The organism is Planctellipticum variicoloris, from assembly GCF_030622045.1.
Classification (GTDB): domain Bacteria; phylum Planctomycetota; class Planctomycetia; order Planctomycetales; family Planctomycetaceae; genus Planctellipticum; species Planctellipticum variicoloris.
In genome coordinates this window covers 1,909,802-1,925,716 of sequence record NZ_CP130886.1, presented here as the reverse complement: position 1 = coordinate 1,925,716, position 15,915 = coordinate 1,909,802, and the positions used below count along the sequence as shown (strand labels likewise).

16 protein-coding genes are annotated in these 15,915 nt (G+C 62.8%); 8 read left to right on the top strand and 8 right to left on the bottom strand.

Going from position 1 to position 15,915, the window contains the following annotated elements:
* Positions 1 to 60: 60 nt before the first annotated feature.
* From trxA to SH412_RS07610, 3 genes are all read right to left on the bottom strand, one after another.
* Positions 61 to 408 (bottom strand): thioredoxin, encoded by a 348-nt coding sequence (trxA, locus tag SH412_RS07620; RefSeq protein ID WP_336522911.1) that lies wholly within the window; start codon positions 406 to 408, stop codon positions 61 to 63.
* A gap of 131 nt (positions 409 to 539) precedes the next feature.
* Positions 540 to 1,124, bottom strand: coding sequence for a rhodanese-like domain-containing protein (locus SH412_RS07615; RefSeq protein ID WP_336522910.1), 585 nt, complete (start codon positions 1,122 to 1,124; stop codon positions 540 to 542).
* A 94-nt stretch (positions 1,125 to 1,218) separates the two neighbouring features.
* Positions 1,219 to 1,539: an ArsR/SmtB family transcription factor gene (locus SH412_RS07610; protein ID WP_336522909.1), complete on the bottom strand. Its 321-nt coding sequence runs from the start codon at positions 1,537 to 1,539 to the stop codon at positions 1,219 to 1,221.
* Between the two features lie 354 nt (positions 1,540 to 1,893).
* Between SH412_RS07610 and SH412_RS07605 the strand changes: the two genes are divergently transcribed.
* From SH412_RS07605 to SH412_RS07585, 5 genes are all read left to right on the top strand, one after another.
* The gene (locus SH412_RS07605; protein WP_336522908.1) at positions 1,894 to 2,379 is read left to right on the top strand and encodes an Hsp20/alpha crystallin family protein; all 486 of its coding nucleotides are present in this window, start codon (positions 1,894 to 1,896) and stop codon (positions 2,377 to 2,379) included.
* Positions 2,380 to 2,435: 56 nt separating this feature from the next.
* The gene (locus SH412_RS07600) at positions 2,436 to 2,834 is read left to right on the top strand and encodes an Hsp20/alpha crystallin family protein (RefSeq protein WP_336522907.1); all 399 of its coding nucleotides are present in this window, start codon (positions 2,436 to 2,438) and stop codon (positions 2,832 to 2,834) included.
* A gap of 33 nt (positions 2,835 to 2,867) precedes the next feature.
* Entirely contained in the window at positions 2,868 to 3,356 is a 489-nt protein-coding gene (locus tag SH412_RS07595; RefSeq protein WP_336522906.1) for an Hsp20/alpha crystallin family protein, read from the top strand.
* Between the two features lie 234 nt (positions 3,357 to 3,590).
* Positions 3,591 to 4,331, top strand: a complete 741-nt coding sequence (locus SH412_RS07590; RefSeq protein WP_336522905.1) for a metallophosphoesterase family protein — start codon at positions 3,591 to 3,593, stop codon at positions 4,329 to 4,331.
* An 82-nt stretch (positions 4,332 to 4,413) separates the two neighbouring features.
* Entirely contained in the window at positions 4,414 to 6,540 is a 2,127-nt protein-coding gene (locus SH412_RS07585; protein ID WP_336522904.1) for a YidC/Oxa1 family insertase periplasmic-domain containing protein, read from the top strand.
* A 48-nt stretch (positions 6,541 to 6,588) separates the two neighbouring features.
* Here SH412_RS07585 and SH412_RS07580 read toward each other — a convergent pair whose 3' ends face one another.
* Both SH412_RS07580 and glgA read right to left on the bottom strand, forming a co-directional pair.
* Positions 6,589 to 7,599 carry a galactose-1-phosphate uridylyltransferase gene (locus SH412_RS07580; RefSeq protein WP_336522903.1) on the bottom strand — a complete coding sequence of 337 codons (1,011 nt, stop codon included), beginning with the start codon at positions 7,597 to 7,599 and terminating at the stop codon, positions 6,589 to 6,591.
* 33 nt (positions 7,600 to 7,632) lie between these two features.
* Positions 7,633 to 9,126, bottom strand: a complete 1,494-nt coding sequence (gene glgA, locus SH412_RS07575; RefSeq protein WP_336522902.1) for a glycogen synthase GlgA — start codon at positions 9,124 to 9,126, stop codon at positions 7,633 to 7,635.
* 296 nt (positions 9,127 to 9,422) lie between these two features.
* Between glgA and msrA the strand changes: the two genes are divergently transcribed.
* Positions 9,423 to 9,974 carry a peptide-methionine (S)-S-oxide reductase MsrA gene (gene msrA, locus SH412_RS07570; RefSeq protein ID WP_419555791.1) on the top strand — a complete coding sequence of 184 codons (552 nt, stop codon included), beginning with the start codon at positions 9,423 to 9,425 and terminating at the stop codon, positions 9,972 to 9,974.
* A gap of 112 nt (positions 9,975 to 10,086) precedes the next feature.
* Positions 10,087 to 11,256 carry a S1C family serine protease gene (locus SH412_RS07565; RefSeq protein WP_336522900.1) on the top strand — a complete coding sequence of 390 codons (1,170 nt, stop codon included), beginning with the start codon at positions 10,087 to 10,089 and terminating at the stop codon, positions 11,254 to 11,256.
* Between the two features lie 258 nt (positions 11,257 to 11,514).
* Here SH412_RS07565 and rpmA read toward each other — a convergent pair whose 3' ends face one another.
* The 3 genes from rpmA to SH412_RS07550 all read right to left on the bottom strand — a co-directional run bounded on the left by rpmA (position 11,515) and on the right by SH412_RS07550 (position 14,436).
* The gene (gene rpmA / locus SH412_RS07560) at positions 11,515 to 11,778 is read right to left on the bottom strand and encodes a 50S ribosomal protein L27 (RefSeq protein ID WP_336522899.1); all 264 of its coding nucleotides are present in this window, start codon (positions 11,776 to 11,778) and stop codon (positions 11,515 to 11,517) included.
* 219 nt (positions 11,779 to 11,997) lie between these two features.
* Complete coding sequence (locus SH412_RS07555; protein WP_336522898.1) at positions 11,998 to 12,741, bottom strand: hypothetical protein; 744 nt, start codon at positions 12,739 to 12,741, stop codon at positions 11,998 to 12,000.
* Between the two features lie 231 nt (positions 12,742 to 12,972).
* A complete protein-coding gene (locus SH412_RS07550) occupies positions 12,973 to 14,436 on the bottom strand; it encodes a serine/threonine-protein kinase (protein WP_336522897.1) in 1,464 nt (487 codons plus the stop codon).
* A 159-nt stretch (positions 14,437 to 14,595) separates the two neighbouring features.
* Between SH412_RS07550 and SH412_RS07545 the strand changes: the two genes are divergently transcribed.
* Positions 14,596 to 15,753, top strand: a complete 1,158-nt coding sequence (locus tag SH412_RS07545) for a CPBP family intramembrane glutamic endopeptidase (protein WP_336522896.1) — start codon at positions 14,596 to 14,598, stop codon at positions 15,751 to 15,753.
* Positions 15,754 to 15,915: the final 162 nt, after the last annotated feature.

The following is a 15,915-nucleotide window of genomic DNA, read 5'->3' as shown; positions in this document are numbered from 1 at the left end:
GACGGCAATCCGACGGACTGCGGCCGAAAGAAGTCAGTGGCGATAGGCGGACCGGGGCGATCAGGCGGAAACGCGAGTACCCGCCGGCAGCAACCGGGAGATGCGCGGGCGGAGAACCGACGCCGGCTGAGCCCCGGAAACGCGATCGACCACCTTGCCCCCTTGCACGATCAGCAGTGTCGGAACCGACGAAATCTGAGCCGCCTGTGCAAGCTGCGGCTCCTCGTCGATATTCACCTTCACGAACCGGACGCGCTCGCCGAACTCCGCCGCGAGACCGTCGAGAACAGGTGCGAGCATCCGGCAGGGCGGGCACCAGGTGGCATAGAAGTCGACCACGACGGGGACGGGGGACTCCAGAACGTCGCGAGTGAAGTTTTGCGTGTGCGTGGTGATGACGTGAGACATGGCGACGGCACCTGAAAAAAGGCACTCGAACGTCGGGAATTGTTCCCGGCGAGGTCGGGCGTCAGCAGCAGTCGGAACTGCCGAGGGATAGGCCAACGCACCGACCTCGGGGAACGAGTCTCTGCACCTGATTAACTGGCTTTGTGGAGCACCGGCTTGGAAGGCGACGGCGAGCAAGTTGTTGCGGAGCCGCACTGATTCCAGGGCATTCGGGCAAGAATCATCGCCATCCCGCAGGTATCGGTGATGCCCGCGAAGATCAGGCCGCAGCCGACAAATGCGGACAGGCCGATGAAGTACGGATGGACGAAAAAACCGAGCGCCGACCCGATCACGACCATCGCCCCAGCCACAATCCGGACCTGACGTTCGAGGGAAATCGCCTTCTTACCGCGAACGACGGGCAACCCGGCCGCTTCGCACGCCAGAGTCCCGCCTTCCACGTTGACCACCGAGGGATGCCCTGCCGCCTGCAGCTTGTCGCAAGCCTGCTTGCCTCGGCTGCCGGATCGACAGATCACGTAGAGCGGATTCGCCGATCCCGCTTGATATGACGCCGTCAGACGGGCGACATCGAGCCGTTCCAGGGGTTCGTTGCGGGCGCACTCGACATGGATTTCCCGGAATTCCGCCGGCGTCCGCACGTCGATCAATTCGACCGGCTTCCCGCTGCGGATCTGTTCGAGCAACTGCTGAGGTGTGATCGTCTGTACCATTTCTCAATTCCTCCTGATTTCGAGTGTGCGACCGTTTTGCAGTCAAAAACAAACGACATGTCGCGACTTATCGACTGTTTAATCCAAAAAAATTCTACGGGGCTGAAACGCCGAATCGTTCTTCAATACACGTCAGGAACTTCGCCAGTTGAGGCTCCACAATGCGGTAGTACATGCAGCGGCCTTCGCGTTCGCTGTCCAGAAATCCGCAGCGCTGCATCAACCGCAGATGCTCCGACGCCATATGGCTGGGAATCTCGCACGCGTCCGCCAATTCACCCACCGTGTAGCGGCCGCGCAACAGCATCTGCACCATCCGCAGCCGGTGTGGATGCGCCAACGTCTTCAAGCACTCCGCCGCCTCTCCCAAGGCGTCAAGGCTTGTCAATCCGGTGAGATCAGTCGTCGCAGTCATGTTCGTCTCCACACACGATATTATCGGAAGGTTTCGACATGTCAATCATTAATTTGCCAAGGAACAAGAAAAATCCGATTCCCGTCGTTTGCGTCTCGGTCCTGCAAGTCGCCCCTGCCAGTATGACAGGTCTGATTCGACGCCCGAGAACGCGGACTCTGCGCTCACGCGACATGAAAGCTGTCATCGCACGCAGGAAACCGATGATCTGGCAACGAGTTGCGGCTCGCAAACTCCGCTTGCCGAGAACCGATCCGGACGGTATGTCCTTTGCTCTTCACGATACGTCGCCTGTCTGGAGTTGGTGTGTCGCGACCGGTCGTACCGGGTGAACAACGTCGGAGACGATAGCCCATGGCCATTTTTCGTTGGGGACAGCAGACCTGGGACCCCTTTCGCGACCTCGAACGCGAAGTCGATCAGTTGCTGGCCAGCGTCTCTCTCTCATTCCAAGGGCTGCGGGTGGGGCGGCAATACCCCCCCATCAACGTCTATGAGCTGGAGAACGAGCTCCTGCTGATCGCGGAACTCGCCGGCGCCAAACCCGACGCCCTCGAAGTCACCGTGGCCGAGGGGGTGCTGAATATCCGCGGACGTCACAATGGCCCCGAGGGGGTCGCAGACGACAAATATCGCCGGCAGGAACGCCCGCGCGGCGTCTGGCAACGGTCGCTCCCCTTGCCGGACCGCATCCTTGAAGACCGGATGTCGGCGGAATTCACGAACGGCGTCCTGAAAATCCGGCTGCCACGAGGAGCGGCGACTCAGGCCCGTCAGATCCAGGTGCTCGACGGCAGCACGGAAGAGGCTCCGGCCCCGCCGCCGTCGGAAGCCACGTAAGAATACTCCCGACCTCCGCCGGAACTGAAACCGCCTGTCCCCGGAAGGACGTCCGCATGTCGACGGAATTGACCCGCTCCCCCGAACCTCCCCCGCCCCCCGATGAGACCGGCGTCGACCCGAATGTGGTCTTCACGCCGCCGATCGACATTTTTGAGACCGAAGCGGGGCTGGTGTTGCTCGCCGACCTGCCGGGAGTCACCAGCGAAACGCTCGAACTGCAGGTTCAGGACAATAAGCTCACCCTGTTCGGCCGGGTCAAGTCCCCCGTGCCGCCCGGGGCTCGGGTCATCCACCAGGAATACGGCGTGGGACACTTCCTCCGCTCGTTCATTCTGAGCGACGAAGTCGATCACGAGCGGATTACCGCCAAACTGACAAACGGCGTCCTCGAAGTCTTCCTGCCCCGCGCCCCGAAATCGCAGCCCCGGCGGATTCAGGTCGCCATCGAGTAACGCCTGCAAATCCTGATTTCTGGAGAGTTTGTCATGGCCGAGACATCGCCCGGATCGGGATTGGGGGGCATGCCGCCTGTCGACCGAGTCAAAGACGAAGTCGAACGCTGGTGGCAGACCGCCCGCGCCACTGGCGAACGCGCGATGGAGGTTTTCGGCCTGACGACCGGCCGACATGGCGTGCCGGCCGTGGACATTCTGGAAGGTCCGGACAAGATCGTGATTCTGGTCGACCTTCCCGGCGTCCGGTCGGACGGAGTAAAGCTCTCTTTGACAGGTCATACGTTGCAGATCACCGCAATCCGGGCTCCGGAATCGTTGCCGGAAACTCTCAAAAAGGTTGTTCACGAACGGGTTTCCGGACCGTTCGAGCGGTCAGTCCCGCTGCTGACGGCCGTCGATCCGGACAGCGTGCACGCCACCCTGCACGACGGCGTCCTCAGAGTGGAATTGCAGCCGGTCGCGGCTTCCGCCGGACGGCAGATTCCTGTTCAGGGCGCACCGGGGACTTCAGTCACGTGACGGGCGGATCGGCAGCATCGTTTTTCTGTGCGCCGCAAGGGTTTGGAGAAAAAACCGGGCGGGGATCATCCTTGACCGTGTCTTTTGCGTTCCTTTACAGTGTGCGCGAGTCGGCAGAGACCGCCGGAGGGGTCTCGCGATCTCCGACGGTCGTCGGTGACCGGGCCCGGCCGAGGGAATTCCGGCAGTCTGCAACCGCCTGGAGGCGGAGAGCCGCTGGCGAGGGAACATCACTTGCGCGCAATCATCAGTGACATCCATGCCAATCTGGAGGCGCTGGAAGCCGTACTGGCCGACATCCGCCAGCAGGGGATCTCCGAGATTTACTGTCTCGGGGACATCATCGGCTATGGACCGAATCCTTGCGAGTGCATCGACCTGGTGATGTCGACGGACCTGTGCCTCCTCGGCAACCACGATCAGGCCGCGTTGTTTGACCCCGAGGGCTTCAACGCCAGCGCCGAGCGGGCGGTGTTCTGGACTCGCAAAATGCTGGAAAGCGGCGTCGGCCCCCGGGCCGAAAAACGCTGGGAATTCCTGGGGGAATTGCCGCGGATGCACAAGGAGCCGAACTTCCTGTTCGTACACGGCTCGGCCCGGAATCCGCTGAACGAATACGTGTTTCCGGAGGACATCTATAATCAGCGGAAGATGGAAAAGATTTTCTCGCTGGTCGAAAAGTATTGCTTCCAGGGACATACTCACATCCCCGGGGTGTTTACCGAGGACCTGAATTTCCTCGCCCCGGAAGAAATCGATTTCAAGTACGAACTCGGGGCGCGCAAGGCCCTGGTTAATGTGGGCTCGGTCGGACAGCCCCGCAACGGCGACAACCGGTCGTCGTATGTGGTGCTCGATGGGAACACGGTCAACTTCAAACGGGTCCCCTACGACTTTCAGCAAACCGCCCGCAAGATCTACGACAACCCGGACCTCGATAACTTTCTCGGGGACCGGCTGGTCGACGGGCGATAGCCGCCGGAACTGAGCGGCGCAATTATCGAATTTCTGCGGGCCAGCGGCCTGCCACGGGAGCGGTCTTGACGGACCGGCCAGCATGGAACAGCGACGGATAGTTCTCTTTATCGCCCTCTCGATGGCAATTCTGATCGGCTGGTCCAACGTGATCATGCCGCGGCTGTTCCCGCCGCCCCCCAAAGCGGACAAAGTCGCGGAAGCGGCCGACGAAGCCGCGCAGCAGAATGCCGGACAGGACGAAGTTCCCGCGGATGCGATGACTCCCGCCAATATTGCCGCGGCGGGCGCGGTTGCCGCCGTTGAACCGCCGGCGGCGGTTCCAGCCGGGGAGGCGCCTGTCGCAGCGCCGGTCACGGGAGTCCCGAAGCATCCCTTGGAGACAGTTCAGCTTGGCTCGCTCGATCCGGCGAGCCCCTTCTTTCTGTCCGTCAAGCTGACGACCGAAGGCGCCGCCGTCACCTGGATCGAGCTCAATGACAAGCGCTACCCGGAATTCGGCCGCCGCGGCACGCCGCTGAAGATCCTGGGCGCCGATCCGCTGGCGACCGTCAAGACATTCGGGATGCGAAGCTCGGACGTTGACAAACAGCTCAAGCCGGAATTCCTGGATACGGTCAACTGGGAAATCGTTCCCGACAGCAAAACCGATCACGCAGTCGAATTCCGCATCGTCTCGCCCGACGGCGCGCTCGAATTCACCAAGCGCTATGAGCTGGCGGAGCTGACAGCGGAACAGCTCAAGACGCCGGGCATCCGGGATACGCTGGCCGATGGCTACGACCTCACCCTGACGGTCACCGTCAAGAATCTGTCTCAGGTCGAAAAGACCGTGACTTACGTCCTGCAGGGGCCCGTCGGCATACCGCTGGAGGATCCGACGAATTCGACGAAGTGGCGCGACGTCCGCATGGCGTTTCTGGAGGACGACGGCGCCGCCGATCCCCGGCATATGCGAACCCGGGAAGTCGTTGCCGAGCGGGACAAGGACACGCCGGAAATCTGGCGGCGACCGCTGAAGTACATCGGCGTCGACAACAAGTACTTCGCGGCGCTGATCCAGCCGCTGGGGGACCAGCTTAAGGCGCGGACCGTCGAATCGGCTCAGCCGGTGGTGATTACCGAGCACCGGACCCACAAAGACTACAGCGACGTTTCCGTCGAACTGACATCCCCGGCGCTCAAGCTGCCGCCGGGCGGCTCCATCTCGAACGGCTTCGAGATGTTTGCCGGCCCCAAGAAGAAGGAACTGCTCGCGGCGATGTCCGCCACGAGCATCGTTTTCGACAACGAAGGGTCGGGCTTCTTCCTGTTCCTCTGGAATCTGTTCCAGGTCGAAACGATCGCCGAGTTCATGCTGTGGCTGCTCAAGAGCCTGCACAGCCTGGGTGTCGGCTACGGCATCGCGATCATCATGCTGACCGCAGTCGTCCGGGGCGCCATGTTCCCCCTGTCGAAAAAGCAGGTCGCGAACATGGAGAAAATGAAAAAGCTCCAGCCCGAACTGCAGGCCCTGCAGAAGAAATACGCCCAGCAGCCCGAGCAATTCGTGCAGGCTCAGCGTGAACTGTTCCGCAAGCACCAGTATCACCCGGCCCAGGGGTGCCTGCCGGTCTTCGTCCAGATGCCGATCTTTGTGGGGCTTTACTGGGCCCTGAATACGTCGCTCGATCTGCGGATGGCCAAGTTCCTGTGGATCGACAGCCTGGCGTCGCCCGACGCGCTGTTCAATCTGCCCTTCACAGTCCCGTTCTTTGAATGGACGCAGTTCAATCTGCTCCCGATTCTGACGATCGTGCTGTTCGTGGCCCAGCAGAAGCTGACCATGCCGCCGCCGACGACGGAAGAGCAGGCTATGCAGTACAAGGTCATGAACTTCATGATGATTTTCATGGGCGCCATGTTCTATCGCGTGCCGGCGGGGCTCTGTCTGTACTTCATCGCTTCGAGCCTGTGGGGCATCATCGAGCGCTGGCTCCTGTCCCGGCACAAGGAGACGCCGACCGCGGCAAATGGCGGAACGGAGCTGATCATCCCGGCCAGCGAGTCGGCCAGAATCTCGAAGAACGACGACCAGCCCAAGCCCAAATCCGGCCTGGCGCTCCTCTGGGGCAACCTGCAGGACGCCGCCGACCGCGAGAAAGGCTCCGGCGGCGGCACGCTCCGGAATTCCGCCAAGGAGTCGCCCCGCAAGCCGAAGAAGCGGTGACGAATCGGGGGGCGGGGATCAGGGACCGCAGACGATCGAGACTCGGCTTCACGCAGGTCCCGGGACGTCGGTTGCGCGAAGGATCGCGGCCGCGGACTCGGGCAGAACGGCGTTGACGAAGCAGTCGGTGGCCCATTCGAAGCCGGCGACGCCGGTCAATCGTGGGCAGATCTCAATCCGCCAGCGATCCTGAACGGGATCGCCGATTTGCAGCGGCGCCGTTTGCAGCAGGTAGTTGTAAGGCGGATCCTGCAGAGCGACGTCGAGCTTCCGCAGAACCGTGCGGAGAAGCGCTCCCAACTCGCCAAGTTGCCCGGGCTCAATCTCCCCGTAGTGGCATGCGGGGTGACGCGGCAGAATCCACGTTTCATACGCGAAACGGCTCGCGTACGGACAGAAGACCAGGAAATCGGGCGTCTCCAGAACGACGCGCTCCCCGGACTCAAGTTCCTGCGCAACCATTTGATCGAACAACGGGCGGCCGAGATTTGTCGCATGCTGCAACGCCCGGGCGCGCATGCCGACTACGGCGTCCGGAATTAAGGTCAGCGCCATGAGCTGCGAATGGCTGTGGGGCAACGACGCTCCCGCACCGGCGCCGTGATTCTTGAAGATCACCGCGTACTCCAGACGGCGGTCTTCCTTCAACGCCATCAGCCGATCCCGATAGGCTTTCAGGACTTCGCAAACCTGTTTCGTGCTGAGCCGCGCCAGACTGCTCTCGCTCTGCGGGCACTCAATAATCACGTCGTGAACGCCGACGGCGTCGCATGACTGATATATGCCCTCCTGCTGGAGCGTGTGATTTCCCTGCCTCTGCAGCGCCGGATACTTGTTGGAAACGACGCGAACACTCCATCCGGGGCCGTTCGGAGCCAGGCCGGCGGCGCGATAGGCCAGGACTTCCAGAGTCGTTTCGGTCTCCCGCCCTTCGGCGAACGGATCGACGTCCCCGATCGCCAGCGACTGGCCTGTCCCGACCTGAATCGGGCGTTCCGAGCGCTCGGGGGCCATGATGACCCGGCGACCGGTCAGCGGGTCCTGGCGAAATTCCGGCATGCGGGAGGACTTTTCTACGACGGAACTGCTGAGCTACTCGACTCCGCCGGCCCGCTTCTGGAGCGCCCGATCGTAGGTTCGAACGTACTGAGCGGCGCTGCGGCGCCACGACCAGTCCCGTTCCATCCCCGTGCGGACGAGCTGCGCCCAGGTCCGACGATCCAGCATCAGCCCCATCGCCCGACAGACCTGACGGAATAGCACCTCGCTGTCGGATTCGTAGAACGTGAAGCCGTTGGCGATCCCCTGACCGAGGTTTTCCTCGTTCGCATCGACCACGGAATCCGCCAGCCCGCCGACAGCCCGCACGATGGGAGGCGTGCCGTAAATGAGGCTGTACATCTGGTTGAGACCGCAGGGCTCGAACTGGCTGGGCATCAGGTACAGATCGGCCCCGGCTTCGATCAGGTGCGAGAGCGCTTCGTCGTACCCGATACAGACCGCAATTTTGTCGGGGTAGCTCGCAGCCAGACTCTGCAGTTTCTGTTCGTACGCTTTGTCGCCGGTTCCCAGGAAGACCATTTGCAGATCAAGTTCGGCCAGTCGCGGTGCGCTGGCGACAATCAGATCGAATCCCTTCTGACTGGTGATCCGGGAGATCGAGCCGATCAGCGGAGCCGAGGCCCGCTCCGGCAGGCCGAACTGCCGCTGCAGATGCGCTTTGCAGACCGCCTTGCCTTCAAAGACCGTCTGGAAATCGTAGTTTCGGGGAATCAACGGGTCCGTCGCAGGATTCCAGTCCTCGGTATCGCAGCCATTCAGGATTCCCACCAGATCGTCACGGCGGGACGACAGCACGCCATGCAGCCCGCAACCGAACTCGGAAGTCTGGATCTCCCGGGCATAAGTCGGCGAGACGGTGGTGATCACATCCGAAAACACGATACCAGTCTTCAGCAGATTCAAGTTGCCGAAAAACTCCATCTGCCGCCAGTTGAAATACTTCCAGTCGAGCCCCGTCAGCAGCATGTCCCAGTGCCAGTACTGCCCCTGGAACGCCATGTTGTGAATCGTAAAGACGGCGGCCGCATGGGCGAAACCGGGTTGCGTCTGATACTCCGCCTTCAGCAGCGCCGGCACGAGCCCCGTCTGCCAGTCGTTGGCGTGGAAAATGTCGGCCTGCAGATTGAGGACGCGCGCCGCTTCCAGCACGGCACGGCTGAAGAAGGTGAAGCGTTCGCAGTTGTCGGAGAAATCCTGGCCGCCATCGACATACAATCCCGGCCGGTCGAAATAGCCGGGCTGGTCAATCAGGTAAACCGTCACCGACGAACCGGGAAGACTCGATCGCAGAATTCGCGCCGTCACTGTCCGACCGGCAATCCGGATCGAGACCTCGCCGCCCGTCGGCTCAATCGCAGGTGTACTGCCATTCTTCGCCGCCAGTATTCGCGGATAGTACGGCGTGATCAGGACGACTTCGTGGCCAAGCAGCGCCAGCGCCTTCGGCAGAGCCGAGGCGACATCAGCGAGACCGCCCGTCTTGGAAAACGGAACAGCCTCGGAACTGGCAAGTACAATTCGCATCCGGATCCGACTTTCCCGAGAGTGTCATCACTGTCGACGGACAATTCGAGCAACGCCGATGAGTGGCATCGCGCGCCGGACCGACAGACCGTCCGCTGCAGCATGAGTGACGGTCGTCGGGATGGCAACCCAATTCGCGGGAGTCGACGTGCGGACTCGGGTCGTTCCGTCGGCCTGGAGGAGTTGGTGAATCTTGACGGTCGCGCCCAGACCGCCAGGAAGTCATCGCCGCCGGTTGCAGGATGGATAGAATGCACTGGCAATGCAGGCCGAGAACGACGCACACGCACGGGAGATTGACAATGGCGGAAATGAAGCTTGCGACACTGGGGGGCGGTTGTTTCTGGTGCACGGAAGCCGTGTTCGTGGAGCTGGAGGGCGTTCAAAAGGTGACTTCGGGCTACGCCGGCAGTCCGGTCGAAAACCCGACGTACGAACAGGTCTGCACCGGAAGAACCGGTCACGCCGAAGTCGTGCAGATTGCTTACGATCCCGCAACGATCGGTTACGGAGATCTGCTGGACGTGTTCTTCGCGACCCACGACCCCACCACGCTCAACCGGCAGGGAGCCGACGCCGGGACCCAATACCGGTCGGTGATCTTCACCCACGACGATCTGCAGCGGGAAACCGCTGGAAACAAGATCCGTGCGCTGAACGACCAACAGCTCTTTCCTGCCCCGATCGTCACACAAGTGGAGCCGCTCCCCCGCTTCTGGCCCGCCGAAGACTACCACCAGGGCTACTTTGCCGGCCATGCCTCCCAGCCCTACTGCCAGGCGGTCATCAATCCCAAGCTGACGAAGCTGCGGCAGAAGTTTGCGGCCAGGCTCCGGAAAGGAGCATGACCGCAGGATCGCCACCCGCAGGTCCGGCCCGGCCCGGTCTTGAGCCGATGCCGGAAACGCCCTATACCATCGATCTCGAAATTCGGCGGGAAGGCGGAAAAGGAGTTCCCCGATGAAGCTGCTTGTGGCAAGTCTGTTTTCAGCCGTCCTGGCGAGCTGGCTCACAATCAGTCTGCTGTCGCCCCCGGCGTCGGTTGTCGTTGCTCAGGAGGCAAACACGGGGCGTCCCGGCGAGGAAGCCAGCCCCGCCGAAATCGCAAACCCGCTCGTCGCTCGCGTCTTCAGCCGGGAAGGACTCACACCCGACGAGACCGTGAACGTGGCCGTTTACGATGCGGTCAACCGCAGCGTGGTCAACATTACGTCCAAGGCCGCCAAAGGCGAACGCTTTCTCCTGATGGAGCTGGAAGTCGAAGGCGCAGGCTCCGGCGCCTTGATCGACCGTCAGGGACACATCGTCACCAACAACCACGTCGTCCGCGACTCCAAAGCCATTGGCGTCACGCTCTACAACGGCGAAAGTTACGACGCCACGGTCGTCGGCGCCGATCCGCTCAACGATCTGGCCGTCATCAAGATCGAAGCCCCCGCCGAAGAGCTGTTTCCGTTGACGTTGGGAGATTCCCGGTCGCTCCGAGTCGGGATGCGAGTCTTTGCCATCGGCAATCCCTTCGGGCTGGAGCGGACTCTGACGACCGGCATCATCTCCAGCCTCGACCGGACCCTGAAGATCCGCGAAGGCTGGTCGATCCGGTCGATCATCCAGACCGACGCAGCCATCAATCCCGGCAGTTCCGGCGGCCCCTTGCTCGACGCGCACGGTCGACTGATCGGCATCAACACGGCCATCGCCACCACCACCGGCCAGAGCGCAGGCGTCGGCTTTGCCATTCCCGTCAGCCTGGTCCGACGAGTGATCCCGCAGCTCCTGACCCACGGCCGTGTCATCCGGCCCGACATCGGCATCGTGAAGGTCTATCAGACCGATAAGGGCCTGCTGATCGCAGCCATGCGATCAGGCAGCCCGGCGGAGGCCGCGGGACTCCGCGGACCCACGATCACGCGCGGACGGCGCGGCCCGTTTGTGGTGGAGAAGGTCGATCGCACCGCAGCGGACCTGATCGTGGGTGTCGACGAGGTCAAAATCGCCACCGCAGAGGACTTCCTCAGCTACATCGAGGAGAAACGTCCCGGGGAAAAGGTCACGCTCACGATCATCCGTGAAGGCAAGAAGCAGAAGGTCCCCGTGCAACTCGTGGTGCCGCCGGAACCGCAACCGTAAACGGGGGCTGGCGTCGAGGGGCCGCGTCGATACAGCTCCCCTCCAATCCGCATCGGATGGCCGGGCAGGAGCGTCTTCGCGATGCCCCGTTTTTTCTCGCAAATCACGCCCAGGCCCAAGGCTCCCCTTTGGCACAGCCCCGGGCCACCCGCCGTTGAAATGCAGCTCCCGATTGGGCGCTGAGGCCAACCACCCAACGAAAACGCCCGATCCGGTGTTCCGGATCGGGCGCGAATTCTTATCGCAAACCGCGATCGCTCAGTTCGCAGCGGCCACTTCGGCCAGCTTGACGTTGACGCGGCGGCCTTCCTGGTCGAAGTAGACATTCCCCTCGACGAGCGAGAAGAGCGTATAGTCGCGGCCCATGCCGACGTTCCGTCCCGGATGCCACTTCGTACCGTTCTGCCGGATGATGATATTGCCGGGAATCACCAGCTCGCCGCCGAACTTCTTCACGCCGAGGCGTTTGGCGTTCGAATCGCGACCGTTGCGACTGGAGCCTTGTCCCTTCTTATGAGCCATTTCGCCAAATCCCTTGAATCACCGGCCGAAGTCGTCAGCCAAACGTGAAAAAACGCCCCTGTGCGCGGACCAGCCCCGCGAATGAATCGGATAGTCTAGAGGCCGCCAGGCGCTCTGTCCAGTCCTCCGGACGCGAGATTTTCCGCGGATTCCGTCCCGCTACGCCCGACGCAACCTCAAGGCTCTCAGCAAGTTGCCACAGAGCCCCGGCTGCCGCATTCAGCGGTAAATCCATTTCGAGTCGCCGTCCAGGAGATACTCTTCCTCCTTGCGGTCGAAGCGGTCGCCCGGCCGACGATACTTCTGCACAATCGTCTTCGTCTGCACGATCTTCGTTCCGTCCGGTCCCGGCGCCAGCCGAATGCCGTTGGAAAACCCAGTCAGATAGACCGTATAGAAGTCCGCGTCCGGATCGACTCCCTGAAACATCGCGACCCCGGAAATCCCCTTCTCGGCGGCATCCCGATCTGAGCGGGTCACGATTTCCGGGACGGGCCCCACGACCGACACTGCGCTTTTATACTGCCCCTTTTCACGACGATTGATCGCTTCCAGGGCCTCAGGAACCACCACGTCCGAGTACACCTTCTGCTCAATTCCGTCCGAAGCCACCAGCGTGAACTCCGGAACGAACAGCGGCGAACTGACCGGCGGATCGAACTCGTTGACCAGCGCCTCCTCGGCCCCCCGCTGCGGCAACGGACGGTTGAAGGCCCGGTACGTGATATACAGAACAAACTGCTCCCGCTTCACCCCGGTCGCCGGATCGGTCACCTGCACCGGAATCAGCCCGAGCGGCTTGAAATAGACGTCCATGACCCACAGATCGGCCTGAGCCGACCGCTCCTCTCCCGTCGCCATCGCCTCCACGCGGATCTCATTGGGACGCAGCGTCTGGGCCGAGGCCGTCAGCGATCCAAAGGACATCAGGCCGGCAGTCACCAGAGACGAAGCAAATTTCATCGGAAGCGTCCGTCAAAGTGTCCGGAACCGGTTTCGCGAGCCGCCCCCTGGCGGAAAACTCTTCGCAGCCGGTGCACGTGCGGGAATCGGAAATGTCGAGAATAGGGGAGCCGAAACGGCACGGTCAAGCAGCGCTTCGGCAGACGCAGTCGAAATTCCTCAGCAGAAATCTCCCGCGTCGGTTTGCACGGGCGACCGAACCGTATCGACCGGCTTCAACAATGCATTCGTTCAGTTCAGATCTTGGCCGGTCAGCAGGGTCTCGATCGCATCGGCGCGATGGGCCACCTCCAGCACGCTCCGGCGGATTTCCTCCGGATCGACCGTCGACCAGGGGTAGTTGTTGATCATCACAAACACCGCCTGCCCGTCGATCTCGCGAATCGCCAGCGCTCCGTGCAGAATTTCCGAGTTCAGCCGCAGCGCCGTTTCGTAATAACTCGGCTCCGCCGGGCAGCAGACGCTGGAAATCAGCAGCATTCGTTCCGCCGTCGCATGACCGCTCGGCTCGATGAACGCGATCTGCTTTCGGCCGTTGGCGAAACTGACGTTCAGCCGGTAGCTCTCCCCCTCGCGCCTCCACGTGATCTCCCGGTGCTCCCGGAAGGCCTTGCTGAGCAAAGACTCCAGATCCTCCGCTTCCCCAAGCACCGCCTGCAGCAGGACCGCCGCCCCCAGCGCGCTCGCCGGCCGCCCCTCCGGGGCCTTGGCCATCAGCAGGTGCAGGCACTCGACCATCTCCATCGGGATCCGCTGACCCCGATTGCGCACGCTCGGAATCGGGGCGTCGGTCACCAGCTCGCGGAGCTGCGCAATCGTCGGCGCATCGAACGGCAAACGCCCGGTCAGAAGCTGAAAGTAGCTCACCCCCAGGGCGTAAACGTCGCTGGCCGGCGACGGCGCCGCGCCATGAAACAGCTCGGGAGCCATATACGCCGGCGTCCCCGCAAACTCCACGTGATCCGCCCCCTGCCGGACCACAAAGCGCTTGGCCAGCCCGAAGTCTCCGAGCTTCGGAATCCCGGTATGCGTCAGCAGCACGTTGTCCGGCTTCAGATCGCGATGCACGATCCCGGCAAGGTGCGCAGCCCCCAATCCTTCGGCCACCCGCAACGACAACGTCGTCGCCCGCACCGGCGCCTGAGCCCCTTCTTCCCCGACCATGCTCCCCAGCGAGCGCCCGGGCACGAACTCCATTTCCAGAAAGTAGAACCCCTTCTCCACGCCGATCGCGTGCACCGTCACCACATTCGGATGCACCAGCGACGCCTGATCGCGCCCCTCGTTCAGAAACCGGTCGACGTATCCGGGATCGGTCTCGGCCAGCCGCGGAGGCAGAATCTTGAGCGCGCACGAACGATGCAGATCGAGGTGCCGCGCCAGATAAACCCGTCCCATCGCCCCCGCCCCGAGCAACCCCTCCAGCCGGTAGACGCCGAGCGTCTTGCCGATCAGCGCGTCACATTCGACCGCCGCCGCGGCGCTGGCCCGGCTCGGAGCCGCCGTCGACTCCTCCTCAACCGCCGCCTCCGCGGCTCCGGCCACGCAGGTGCTCGTATGCCCCTGATCCACCGGCGTTTTGCACGTCGGACACAACGTGCCGCCGTTCCGCGGCGAGTAGCTGATGCCGCACTGCGGGCAAAAGACTGCCGCCATCAGTCGAGCATTGCGACCGTTGGACGACATTGGAGACATGCCGGGAACCTGACTGGAACCTGAGTCCGCGATTTGACGGACCGGAGCGGGACACCTAGACTTTTGATCTTACCGAGCCGAGCCGGCGCGTCACAGAGGCTGCCGCGCCGACCCGGGAAAAAATTGGCGACTCTGGCGCCCAACCGCACGGACCAACCGATGACCGACGCCGGAGAGCCCCCCGCCATCCCGACGCCCCCCATCCCGACGCCGATCGAGGAATTCGTCGAGCCGGCCGTTCCCCGTCCCGGCCCGGGGCTCCCCGAAGCCACTGGCTGGATGTTCCTGGTCTTCGGTCTCCACCTCATCGGCGGGATCGCCGCCATTCTCTGGATCGCCTTCGTCGAAGTGACCCAGACCGGTTCCACCGCCACCCTCCGAACGCTCGGCAATCTCAACCCCGCACAATGGCTGATGCTGGCCGCCGGCGAGCAGCTCGTCGTCACCGTCCTCACCCTCGTCCTGGTCGCCATCCGTCTCGGCGGGCGCCTGTCGCAACCTCTGAATCTGTCCCGTCCCACCCTGCCTCACACCGTCGCAGTCATCCTGCTGATGTTCCCGCTCTCCGTCCTCTGCAGCGAGCTCTACCGCATCAACCAGATCGGCTGGAAATGGCTGGGAACCCTGATCCCCGCCCTTCAGGCATTCGACGAGCTCAGCTCCGTGGAGATGGTCGCAAAGCTCGCCCAGGGCGCAGGACTCGAACTGCTGATTCTGGTCCTCGCCGTCGGCCCGGCGATCAACGAGGAACTGATCTTCCGCGGCCTGCTCGGTCGCGGCCTGACGGCCCGCTGGGGCTGGCTGCCGGGCGTGCTGATGTGCTCGGTCATGTTCGGCGTCGTCCACATGCATCCCGCCCACGTGCTGGCGGTGATCCCGCTCGGGATGGCGCTGCACTTTCTCTACATCACGACACGCAGCCTCTGGGCGCCGGTGCTGCTCCACTTTCTGAACAACACCTGGGCGGCCACTGCGTCCAAGCTCGCCGCCGACGGAACCTTCACGCAGGAACAGGTCGACCAGCCCGCCTCGCTGCTAATCCTGCTGCTCGCCTTCCTGACCGCCTGGAGCCTGGGGATGGTCCTGTGGAAGTCCCGCATCCGCTACATCGAGCCGGACGGAACCGACTGGTCGCCGGGCTTTCCGACGGTGGAAGGACCGGAAACCGGAGCCGCCCGCCGACAGATGTCCCAAGTCAGCGTCCGCCGCTTCGTCGTCGCCGGCCTCGTCGCGACGGTCTTCCACGCCGTGCTGTTCGCCACGGACAGCCAGCCGCAGGAGCCGGTGCAGGAACAGCCGGCGGCACGGGCCGAATAGGCCCCGTTGAACGATTCCGCCGAGAAACTCGGCCAAGAACGTCGGGGCCACCGCTTCAGGGGAATTCTCACCCGGTGGGACAGACATTCCTGTCTGTCTCAGAATTCACTCAATGACGTTTCAGGAATGCGACCAAGTCGCTCTTCCAATCGGCGGTCAACG